Annotated in this window: 8 protein-coding genes and 1 pseudogene (1 of these 9 only partly in view); 4 read left to right on the top strand and 5 right to left on the bottom strand. The window is 45.1% G+C overall.

What is annotated here, in order from left to right:
- Positions 1 to 58 precede the first annotated feature (58 nt).
- The 4 genes from LFX17_RS03620 to LFX17_RS03635 all read right to left on the bottom strand — a co-directional run bounded on the left by LFX17_RS03620 (position 59) and on the right by LFX17_RS03635 (position 5145).
- Complete coding sequence (locus LFX17_RS03620; RefSeq protein ID WP_238745085.1) at positions 59 to 982, bottom strand: acetoacetate decarboxylase family protein; 924 nt, start codon at positions 980 to 982, stop codon at positions 59 to 61.
- 229 nt (positions 983 to 1211) lie between these two features.
- A complete protein-coding gene (locus LFX17_RS03625; RefSeq protein WP_238745087.1) occupies positions 1212 to 2903 on the bottom strand; it encodes a hypothetical protein in 1692 nt (563 codons plus the stop codon).
- 108 nt (positions 2904 to 3011) lie between these two features.
- Complete coding sequence (locus LFX17_RS03630) at positions 3012 to 4106, bottom strand: LIC_10091 family lipoprotein (RefSeq protein ID WP_240009249.1); 1095 nt, start codon at positions 4104 to 4106, stop codon at positions 3012 to 3014.
- A gap of 154 nt (positions 4107 to 4260) precedes the next feature.
- A complete protein-coding gene (locus LFX17_RS03635) occupies positions 4261 to 5145 on the bottom strand; it encodes a formylglycine-generating enzyme family protein (protein WP_238729036.1) in 885 nt (294 codons plus the stop codon).
- A gap of 96 nt (positions 5146 to 5241) precedes the next feature.
- On the opposite strand from LFX17_RS03635, the gene LFX17_RS03640 reads away from it, so the two are divergent.
- The 3 genes from LFX17_RS03640 (at position 5242) to LFX17_RS03650 (ending at position 8080) form a co-directional block, all read left to right on the top strand.
- Positions 5242 to 6768 (top strand): M14 family zinc carboxypeptidase, encoded by a 1527-nt coding sequence (locus LFX17_RS03640; protein WP_238745089.1) that lies wholly within the window; start codon positions 5242 to 5244, stop codon positions 6766 to 6768.
- Positions 6768 to 7661 carry a DMT family transporter gene (locus LFX17_RS03645; RefSeq protein WP_238729040.1) on the top strand — a complete coding sequence of 298 codons (894 nt, stop codon included), beginning with the start codon at positions 6768 to 6770 and terminating at the stop codon, positions 7659 to 7661. The genes LFX17_RS03640 and LFX17_RS03645 overlap by 1 nt, the downstream gene beginning before the upstream one ends.
- Positions 7662 to 7933: 272 nt before the next feature.
- Positions 7934 to 8080, top strand: a complete 147-nt coding sequence (locus tag LFX17_RS03650) for a hypothetical protein (protein WP_238745091.1) — start codon at positions 7934 to 7936, stop codon at positions 8078 to 8080.
- A 92-nt stretch (positions 8081 to 8172) separates the two neighbouring features.
- Here LFX17_RS03650 and LFX17_RS03655 read toward each other — a convergent pair whose 3' ends face one another.
- Positions 8173 to 9234: a hypothetical protein gene (locus LFX17_RS03655; protein ID WP_238745093.1), complete on the bottom strand. Its 1062-nt coding sequence runs from the start codon at positions 9232 to 9234 to the stop codon at positions 8173 to 8175.
- A 1293-nt stretch (positions 9235 to 10527) separates the two neighbouring features.
- Here LFX17_RS03655 and LFX17_RS03660 point away from each other — a divergent pair.
- Positions 10528 to 11674 (top strand): annotated as a pseudogene (locus tag LFX17_RS03660) (Lcl C-terminal domain-containing protein); it runs 82 nt beyond the window's last position.

Below are 11674 nucleotides of genomic sequence, written 5' to 3' on the forward strand. Positions count from 1 at the left end.
AACTACCCGCAATCTCCGTTATCTAACTTGTTCAGTAAAATCGTATATTCTAAACTGTTTATGTGTTTTGGTGAATGATTTTTCCCGGAGAAAAATCGAAATCGAAATCGCACCAGATTCCGAACTGAACCGGAACCGAATTCCCTTTTAAACCGAAGTCGGAGATAAAAGGAAAATACGGATTGTCCAAAAGATCGAGGACGTAGTTCCCTTCCAACAATCCGCCTTTGCGGAAATGGGTTACGTTGCTGTTCGCTTCCACGATCGCCTGATAACAAGCCTTGGTCGGATCGGCCGCATCCCGGAATTGTTTTAGAAAAACCATTCCCAGTTCGGGAGAAAATAAAAAGTCCAGAAGGTTGATCACGAGTCCCATTCCAGGAATCGTGATCTTGGAAGGATCTCCGAAAAGAATCTCCGCAAACTTGCTTCCTATCTTGGAGAACTCATCGTACGATTCTTTCGTTTGCGAACCTCCGGGAGGACAAGTCAACGTGAACATTCTTTGCGAAATCGCCTGACGGTCCTTTCCTCTCGGAGTGACCGCGTCCACGGAAAAATATTCGGGAGGAACCTGAAGAGAAGGCATTTGAAAATCGCCTTGAATTTTGTGAAAGCCGTAGATCTCTCTTCCCGTCGCCATCGCCGTCGGAATGTCAACGAAAAGATACGGTTGATAAAAGCGGATTCGGAGCGGATCTTTTGCGAACAACGGAATCCAGAAGCCTACGTCGGTTTCTTCCACCCATCCGCAATCGTTCCCGGGAACGAGATATTGTTGTTTGGCGAAGACTAAAAATAATTTATCGGTGAACGCCGAATAGTGGGCCGTTCCGTTTGCCGGTCCGTTCAGATCCCGGTCGACGATCGATTGAATCGCATTCCGATTTCCTTCTATGCAAAAAGAATAAAATTCCACCTGTTTCATCTGATAGGGTGGAGGGAGTTCCTGTTCGCCGCCGCGAACAACGTAATTTGCCATGCACGCTCCTGTTACAATCGGGGTTCAAGGTTTCTTAGAATTGTAAAATATTGTAAATAATAAAATTACTAAATGCGTATGTTTCTTTCGCTTCTGGGATGAGGGAGGCGATTTAAAAAACGGAAAAAAGGAAGGTATGTTTTTGAATTTTGCGGTTTGATTTCGTCGTGTGGGATTGTGAACGATTGTTTTTGTTTCGGAATCCGCGAGAATTTTAGCGCGGGATAACCTAACGTGTCTCAGGTGAAATCGGTTTTCGGCCCGTCAATTTATGCCAGAGTTCGATTTCTTCCCGCTTCTTTTTGCGAAAACGGGCAAATCGCTCTTCTGAATCCCGGTTCCAGATTAGAATTTCATGATTTTCACAAGCGATGACGGATTGCGGCTCTCCGAATTCTTTTCTTAGATTTGCCGAATCCAATCCCGGTAAAACGGCAAAGTTGTATTCTTGCGCGGGAATTTTTAGAAACCAACTCCAGGAATTCTGCCAATATTCCGGATGCAGATCCCGTAAATAATTATCGGCTCTGATTTCCTTTTTCGAGAAAATTCGAATTCTTCTGGAAGTCCAAAAATCGGAAATCCCTCGTTTTAAGGAAAAACGTTCTTGGTTCGCGTCCAAACAATCGACCAAAGAATCTTGGTAGGGTTTTGGAACCGAGTTCGTCCGAGCTAAAGCAAAAAAAACCAGACAGAAGATCAAAGTATACAGAAATCTGAATATTCCTTTATTATAATTTATTGGTGATTCGGAGAGGAATGCGATCAGGATCGGAAACCACACGAACAAAAGAGGAAGAAAATACCGCAACGGAACACCGTCTTTCTGAAAGATTCCGGAAAGGCTCCCGGAAATAAAGATTCCGATCGTGGATACGATCGTACTTATAATCAGAAAGAGAAGAATTCGCTTCGTGTTGCGTCGTTTCAGTTCGTTTACTGAAGAATCAGTTTGAGGATTTCCGGTATTCTTTGTGGGATCAAGCGGACTCGGATTTGTCTCGTTTCGTTTCCGAAACATTCTCCAGAGAAAAAGCAAGGGGAGTATGCCGATCCAGAAATAAAATGAAATCGGATTCGTTTCGAGCTGGTGCGAGATCGTGGCTGTGACGGGCTCCCAAACATTCCGGGAGGGAGTTCCCGTGTAATAACCGGTCGGAATAAACACGAAGTCCGATTTCGTTAAGGCCCGATAACTAAACCAACCGATTCCGGTGAAAAAAATGATAAACGACAAGCGCGAAACGGTTTCCGGATTTTGTTTCGTTTTCCATTCCCACGCTGCGAGTAAGATGCAGGGAAAAGAAAAATAAAACACGAATAAAGGGTCGGATGCGATCAGAAGAATTTGCAATGTTCCAAAAAATATCCACTTCAGAACGAGTTTCCGTTCTTCCCGCAAAAGAGGACTTTTCGGGAAAGGAAGATTCTTTCTCCAAAAACCGAAACAGATAAAAGTAAAGGAAAGAGCGTTCCCGTGCGAGGCAAAACCTAAAATCGGAAAAAAGAACGCATTGACGGAAAAGAGAATTAAAAAAGAAGAATATGCTAAAACGATAATTCTTCTTGTTTTTATCCGTTCGACCGAGGATTCGTTTTCGGAATCGAAAACGAACAAAAGCGCGAATAATAAGAACAAGGCTTGTCCTAAAAACGCAAGGTAAACGCTGGCGATTCCGTCGTTCACGAACGTTCGAATCAAAAACGCAAACGTCACGTCCGGAAAGAAATACGGAGAAGGGGTCAGGCTCCAACCGCGCGGAGAGTTTTCGTCCTCCATCAAATCCTGTTGCAAGACCATCGGATACAACGTATCCGCGTTGAATGCAAGAGATCGGATTTCCGGGTTGTTGTTCAGCGAAACCGTAAAAACGAAAAAAGAAAATAGCAAAATTACCGTTTCTTTTACGTAATTCTTCATAACGCGAAGTTCGGTTTAGAGTGAATCGACGATCGGCGGAGTGTAAAGTGTTTTTTTTAAGATTCAACTCCGAAGCGGGTATGCGGCCCGCTTCGGTATATTCGAATTTTATTGTGCAGTAGGATTGGAAGTCGTTGTCGTTGTCGTAGTCGGTTTCGTTTGGTTTGCCGGAGTCGTTGCGGTAGGCGCCGGAGTTACGGCCGGTTCCTTGTCTACGACGGTGATTCCGTTTTTCTTATCCACGGTTCCGCCTTCCACCATAACTTGCAGAGATCGCAATCCCGGTTTGTTGCTCGCCAGCCATTTTTGAAAATTGGAAATTTTCTGAACGCAATAATGAAATCCTCTGTCCGTCGAAATCTCGGAACCGGGCGACCAAGGAAACAAATCTCTGCGAACCGAGATGGTTCTAACCACAAGGGAGTTGTCGTTGACCGGAAGATTCAAAAGGGAATTCTTAAATTCCTGCGGATATGCGAAGTATTCTTCCGCGTTGCTGAAATAAATGATTCCGACTTTGTGTCCGACTTTCTTCAGCGTGTTTCCGATTCCGGTTAACGTGGTATTTCCGAGAAGGTTCCCGCGAACCGGAAGAATTCTCCCCTCGACGGCGAGTTTGCGGATGTAAGCGTACTGTTCGTCGTCGGTTTGAAACATCTTGTAATCGTATTTTTTGGAAAGCATCAAGTTGGTTCTATGACGTTTGCGGATAAACGGAGAAGCTTGTTTGTAAACCTTCTTGTACACTTCTGGATCGGGTAAGGAAGTCTGAATCAATTCAAGCGCTTCCTTTTCTCCTTCCTTTCCCCAAAGGCGGATAAAGTCCTCTTTCTTTTCTCCCTTTTTCAAAAAGAGAATCGTGATCGTATTCGCGTGAACCACGATCTGCGTAAAGTCCATGAGATAAATGAAATCCGATTTCGCCCAAGCCGCGATCGTAAGATTCTGTTCCGATCCGACTCCGATATACGCGTTACCCACGTTTTGAACGTGAGGAATCAGAAGATCCAGACGGTCTTCGTTGGAAACGGTCGTATCGCCTACGTCCCATTTGGTGGGAACTAGGGTTTCTTGCGGGGTTTCTTTGAGAATTTCAAGTTTGGAAACGAGATCCTGTTCGCTCAACGCGGAACGGTTTTGGGTTTCCTTGATCTTTTCCGAACCGGAGCAAAAGGAAAAGCCGAGAACGAAGAACGTAAGCATAAGAACCCGTCCCAAAGAGTTCTTAGTTGAATCGTATATTGGGAAACGTAATGTTTGGGACGGAACCTTGCGGCTTTCGCTTTTTTCGAAATTATAAATTCTAATTTTGGAACAAGCCGTAGAATAAATTCTTAAGTTAGAAATATTGAACATGTTATTTGTTTGCATCCTTTGCGCAGCGGAATCCGAAGTGATGGTATTCCGGAAAATTTTCGGGGATATGAGATCTTCTTTTGGAACCTCTTGCGTAACTTGCGGGCCACCACCAAGAACCGCTTTTTAAAACCTTTTTCGTATGACCGGGGCAGACTTCTTTTCCGTCGCACGGTCCTTTCGGATCCTTTCCGCGGCAGGCTTCTCCACACGCTTTGAAGGAGGGAGAATACCAATCTTGAGTCCATTCCCAGGAATTGCCGGCCATGTCATAAAGTCCGTACACTCCGGGCGCTCTCGTTCCCACGTTGGCGGTCGGCATGAGATGCGGCTTGTCCGTTTTTTTAGCGACGCAACCTTTTACGTCGCCGACTTCTATGATCGCTCGTTCGCAGGTCGCGGGTTCGTTTCCCCAAGGATATAAATTTCCGTTGGTTCCTCTCGCCGCCTTTTCCCATTCCGCTTCGGTAGGAAGACGTTTGCCCGCCCATTCGCAGAATTCCTTTGCGGTGTACCAGCTGATTCCCGCGGCCGGTTGTTTGGGACCTAAATACGGTTTACCATAACGCGGACCGATATAATTGCATTTACCGGTCTTTAAACATTCCTGGCATTTACCCGCATTCTTACACTTGTCGAATTCTTCGTTCGTGACTTCGTACGTGTCCATATAGAAGTCGCTGACATACACTTTCTCTTCCGGCCTTTCGTCCGCGTCGTGTGTGTTGCTTCCGCGGATGAATTCTCCCGCAGGAATACATTTCATACCCGCGATTTCCTTGCCTCCGCAAGCGGAAGAATCCGCGAGAAGTTTACACATACATCCGATGCAGATGACCGAAAACGCGGCGGTCAAAAGAAGAATGTTCCGAAGTTTCGATTTCATTGAAGGATAGACTGAAAAAGGAAACGGACAAATCAACATAAAAATCTCTGGATTCTTAAAGCGACCCGAGCAAAGTAGCTCCAGTCGTCGAATCGAATGAAAACGCGTTTTATCTATACGCTCCGAGCCGCCTCGATCGCCTTTCTCGGCGTGTTCGTATCGATTTCCTGTTCCGGTTTTTTTCGAAAGAAGATTCCGAATTCTCCCCTAAACGATCCAAGAAAGATGCTTCTCGTTCGGATCGAACCCGGACGTCTGGGAGAGTTTCGGGAAAAAACCAAAGGAAGATATTCCATCAGTTATCAGGAATCGGATTCCTATTATTCCGTGATGAGTAAAGAGGACGTGGATCGGGCCGGATTTTCATCGCCCGGAATCGCCGTGGTCAAACAATACTTTCCGTTTAAATATTACTCGGGGAACTATCAGGATCTGATCAACGAACGGTTCAACGGACTGGACGATTTAAAGAAAGGATATAAGGATAATATATTAAATATTCATTATCTACTCGGGATTGCGAACCGTTATTCCAAACTGGCGCGCGTGCAGGTGATCGGAAAAACCGCGAGAGGAAGGGAGATTCCCGCGCTGATTTTGACGAACACGAACGTTCCCGATAAGGAAAAGATCTCGGTTCTTTTCAACTGTGCGCATCACGCCAACGAGGTCATATCGATCGAACACTGCTACGATATCGTGTATTCCGTTCTTTCCAAACCGAAGGAATATGATGAAATTCTAAATAAGTTGAAGATCTGGGTCGTTCCGATCGTCAACCCGGACGGAGCCAGACATTTCTGGCACGTTTCCAATCTGATGGGAAGGAAGAACGGTTATCCCGGAGTCGGACCGGTAAACGACAAACTCAATCCGGGCGTGGACATCAATCGGAACTATCCGTTCTTCTGGGGAAAAACGGGAGGAGGTTATTCCTCTCCGAATCCTTCCAATTATTTTTACAGGGGACCGTCGCCCGGCTCGGAGCCCGAAACGAAGGCGATGATGGAACTCGCCAATAAGGAACGTTTTGCGGCTTCCATCAGCTATCATGCGTATGCGAATTGTCTGTTGGTTCCGTATTCCATCGATTCGTTGAATAACCCCGAACCGGATATGGCGGGAGAATTGGGAAAAAAAATCGCAGCTTCGGTTGCGAGTCTCAATCCGGAAAAGGAATTCGAAGCGAGAAAGAACATCTATCCGATCGACGGAGTGGATCAGGATTATTTCTATTTCGCGCACGGAACTCTTGCGTATCTTCTCGAAACCACGCATCTCAATCCGGTTTATAAGGAAGTGGAGAAGGTCAATCTTTCCCTGCGAGAATCCTGGAACATTTTGTTAAACGAAGTCCTCGAAGGAAGAAAGATCTTTTTGAAGGTCACGGACGAATTCGGAATTCCTCTCGAAGCGAAGGTGGAAATAGATCGAGTGAAATATTTTCAGGAAGAAGTCCGCGTCTCCAATCCGAACAACGGATTCTTCTTTCAGTTGTTTCCCGATCGGAAAGAAACCAAAATCAAAGTCTCAAAAGAAGGCTATGAATCCGTGGAAATCCGTTCCCGTCCGAATCGGAATTGGGAGCCGCTTAAAATCGTATTGAAGAAGAGCAAAGCCTGATGTTCAATCTGAAACAATTCGGAAACGAAGCGTATCTGATTCTCTGCACTTTGATCTGGGGCGGAACGTTTACGATGACGATCTTCGGGCTCAGGGACACTTCGCCTTCGATCTTCTTAGGTTTGCGTTTCGGGATTGCGAGTTTGATTTTTTTTCCGTTCGCTTGGAAAGAATTTAAAAACGGAAGAATTTGGTATCCCGGGGCGTTTCTTCTCGGAATGTTTTTGTATCTCGGATTCGCCTGTGAGACGGTCGGATTAAAAACGACCACCGCAACTAAGTCCTCTTTTTTAATCGGAACGTTAGTCGTCATTACTCCGTTTTTGGAGGCGGTCTTCAAACGAAGAATGCCCGCAAAGGGAAATCTTTTGGGAGCGCTGGTCGTTTTTATCGGAATCAGTCTGATTTTTTTGGGAGAAGTCGGACGGGAAGGTTCGTTGCAGATCGCGAGCGGCGATTGGATCACGCTCGGCGGAGCGCTTTTCTTTTCGCTTTACATCATTCAGATGGACCGGATGGGTTCCGATATTCCGATTCGAGTTTCGGTTTTTTATCAATCGTTTGTGGCCGGTTTTTTCGCTCTCTTATCCGTGGTAGTTTTAGACGTGAGCGGAATCGAAGAAGCGAAATTGAATCCGAGTATGAGATTGATCCCGGGAGTCCTTTACAACGCGTTATTGGCTTCGGTTCTCACGACGTTTCTGCAAACCAAATATCAGCATCGCGTGTCGCCTACGAGGGTCGGAATCATCTTTTCTCTCGAACCCGTTTTTTCTTCGATCATCGCCTATTTATTGTTAGGTGAAACTTCCGGACCGATCCGGGTGATCGGTTGTGCGATCGTATTTTGCGGTTTGATTCTGGCCGAATCGATCGGCAAGGATCGAGAATAGTCGTTCGATTTTCCGTCATTCTTTCTTGTGGATCTTTTTTATAAACCGCCATCCAATCGAACGATAGAAGAACTCTTTCGTTTGCCACAGGCCCGACAACTTGTATTCTGCAAATGCAAGTTGTTTTCCTCAATCGTTTGTCGGAACAATTAAGAATTTACGCTTGTCATAAGAATAGATCTCTTTCTCGACCGGATTCACGGTTTTGTTCGACACGAATCCGCATCGAAACGGTTCAATTGCACCGGAGATATATCTCCGACAGCCATTTCGTGTTACGGCATTCGTATGACCGGACCGATTATCCGCAGGACATAGAACTGATTCTTTCGGACGGAAACAGCGTCTATGTCGGAGTAGCAAAATTGTTAAGCGACGGTAAATGTAAATTGTCTACCAATCATCTTTCCGTATTTTAGGAAGCGCAGGAATGCGAAAAAACATATGAAAAAGTGCAACGTCAATAAAACTCGAACCGTGCGCGTTTGTTAACGATCGCCGTATTTCTTCTTCAGCTTTGAGGAATTCCCGGATAATTTGCTCTTCTTAAAAACTGCACGAAGGATTCTGCGAACTTTTTCGCGAAATCGGCTCTCGTGCTTTCGGTATTGCGTAGATTGGGACCGGGAGTTTCCATTTGAAACGAGTCGATTCTCCCGCCGCTGCCCGAACCGTAAGTGGCCGTGTTATAACCGCCCGTAAAATAATGATTGGTGCCGGTCGTCGCAAAATTCCGCAGCTGACGATTGGGAAACGAAGGAAAACCTTTTTCCTCCAGAAGCGTTCCCACCGCGTCGTTTCCGAGAATCGCTTCCTTCAACGTCATATTTCCGTTTTCAACTAACGCACGTAAGCTGGAGGACCGATGAAGATTGTTCGTAGCCCAGTTGTTTTCATTCGATTCCAGTTCGGCCTCCGTCAGATCCAGGCCGATTTGAACGATGTTCTCGTCTTGCGCGTGACCGTGAATGTCCACAAGAATTCCTCTCGTAAATTTTCCGGCGATATGGGTTCGAGTAAGATTGATAAAACGATGAAAGTCCGTATAGGCTCGAAGATTCGTTTGAAAGTCCGGATCGTTTTCGTCGTCCACGGCTTGATTCGTGGAACGATTCATATCGATCTTGGAACGATCCAAGTGATTGAGAATCAAATGCGGTCTTTTTCCGAGAAATTTCTGAAGTTCGTCGCGGATCTTGATCGCCAAGTCCGCTGTATTCGAATCATTTCCCAGAGTTCCCGTGGTTCGCGTTTTCATTTCCGCGGGTAAAAGCGAACCTCCATGCGGAGCCGTAATGATGATCGGCAATTCTCCGACTTGGATTTCGGACCAATCGTTGGCCGCCTTTACCGTGTTACATCCGATTTCGGGAATACAATTCGGATTTCCCGCCGTTGCAACGGCTTCGGCAATCGCGGAAGAAGCCAAAAGAAGATTCAGGTCCATGTGCGATTTTTCGTGTTTGTGACACGAGTAAACGAAAATGAAAGGCATCGCCGTGCTCATGACGATTTTGATAAGAGAATTCCGTTTTTTGAATGTAGTCTTTGCGTTTTTATCTAATGTCTTCAATGTGTCCTCGTTGAAACTGGCCGTAAAAACGAGATTTTCGCCGGTATTCCGATTAACGGATTTTAAACCGAAGTAGTTTCGCGGTTCGTTTTCCTTTGGATAATATAATGAAAATTTTTCGTTTATGCCGCTCGGGGCTTATTTTGAGTTTTTCGATTCGGGTTTATGAGTAAGCGGCGCTCGGAGCCGATATAACGTTAACCGTCATTGAAGTTCATATTTTCTTGTTATGCGAAAATTTTAATCGAATTCATTTTAATATATTCAAATTTTTGAATAAACGTTTTGTTTTGAAATTAAAATTGAGCGTATTCACTCGAAAGGTTATGGCGGCTACGACAAACGGTATAGAGGCGAGCGCTTGTACTGGAGTTTTTTTGGGATTTTGCTTTCAGTTCGGGGAAAAGTGCGGGAACTCCCGCACGTTTTGATGTTCAGACCGGAGGATTCCCTTTGGATTCGGGCTTTTTTCCTGTAAGGAGTGGGAATGTAGGAACTCATACAGTTTCCTTGTATACGACGAGGATCCTTAGTTTGTCGGTAAAACATGCAGGAACTCACACGGAATCGTCGGTGTATTTGACCCGGTTCTAAAAAATTCCAACGTATTTTCCCAAAAAATACGAAGAGGTATTCGTTGGAATGCCCGAGTAAATCCGGAGATCGGGAAGACGGAATCGACACATTCAATAAATATTATGCAGTACGGGTTGAAACAGAAAGTTTTTTGAAATCACTTTTGCAGAGCATTCCTATGCTCAAATTTTTGAGATATAACAATAGATCCAAATCGTTTTCTCATCCGTTTAACATCTAACGTTGAGAAATCGCTGAAACAAAAGTCCTTATGTGGAAAATATTTCATTTGGTTGATCGGAAAGATTAGGAACTTGTTTCAAAGCTCAAAGAAAATTTGCAGGAGTTCCCCAAATGCCGTCGCTCGACGATTCTTTCGATGTTTACGCGATTTCTTTTTATTGGGAACACCGAGTTTCTCCGTTTTCGTGAAACTCGGCATCTCGCTGGTGTTCGAAGATAGAAACGAATTCTGATTCTTGTAAGGATGATATAAGTGGCACTCACTCAAATTTTTGGTTTTATGTAGCTTTATCCTGCTCTCACATTCTTCAGAGTATAAGCTGAACCGTTTAACTTCAAATTCAAAGACTAAAAGATAAAACTGATATGTATAATATAGTATGCGTTTTCATTTTTTAGGCGAAAAAAAATATCAAAACAGGATGGAACCTTTACGCACAGTCAAACCGCAGAAATGCGTTTTTGAAATTTGTCATGGGCTTCCGCTTCAACCTTCTTTCTTTTTTAAATATTCGAATTCACTTTTTGGAATTTTACTTGTTTGTCTCTTGAATTGTGTCCATCAGCCGAAAAAACCGGATCCTCCCTACGCCATTTTTCAACAGCTACTCAAATCGAACTCTACAGAAGATGTGTATGAATGTCCCGGATCTAATTTTAACTTCACACCGGCGGCGGTAACGGACACGGGGCAAACCCAATGTTGGGATACAACGGGAGCCCTCGTCGCTTGTGCAGGCACCGGTCAGGACGGAGAATTCAATGACATACCGATTGCACGATCTTTTAGTGCGCCTACACAACACTGTAGATATCCCAACGACTATACGACTCTGGATCAAGTGCACGGCTTGACATGGAAAACTTGTGCTCAAGGACTTGGCGGATCGGATTGTTCAACGGGAGTAATGACTCCCATCACTTGGAATAGTGCAGACGCGGGAGCTGCCGGAAGTTGTGCGGAGCTCAATACCCTCAATGATGGCCGAGGTTACGCGGGAAAAACCAACTGGAGAATTCCCACCATCCGGGAATTGACTTCTCTCGTGAATAGTTCCGGTACAGCGCCTTACATAGATACGGCGGCATTTCCCAATACGAATACCTTAGTTGCATACATATCGAATACGACTCGAGTTCCTTTACCGGGGCAAGTGTTTGAAAGCGATTTTGCATTGGGAAATCATGTATTCAGCGTAGGTAAAAGTGTGGTTCGTTATTTGCGTTGTGTTTCGGGAAATCCGATTCCTGCGCCTTCGTTTGTGGACAATTCTTTTTTACCTCCTCCAGCGGTTGCGACAGATACCGTTTTCGATCAGAACACAGGGCTTCTTTGGCAAAAGTGCGCGGCGGGACTTACAGGAGCAGGTTGTACCGTAGGTGTTGTTAATATAATCACTTGGGCAGGCGCGCTCGCCTACTGTGATGTTCTCAATTTTGCCGGTCGCACCAATTGGAGATTGCCGAATGCAAACGAGATGATCAGCATCGTCGATTATTCCGCGGCTGCGGCTCCGTTTATTTTTGGAGTTTTTCCTAATACTCCTGTGGCCGCAGTGCCTTTTTGGACTTCCACAACCGGATCATCGGTGTTGCTTGCCCGTGTATTCGGCTTTTATCC

This window comes from Leptospira sanjuanensis, from assembly GCF_022267375.1.
Taxonomy (GTDB): Bacteria; Spirochaetota; Leptospiria; order Leptospirales; family Leptospiraceae; genus Leptospira; species Leptospira sanjuanensis.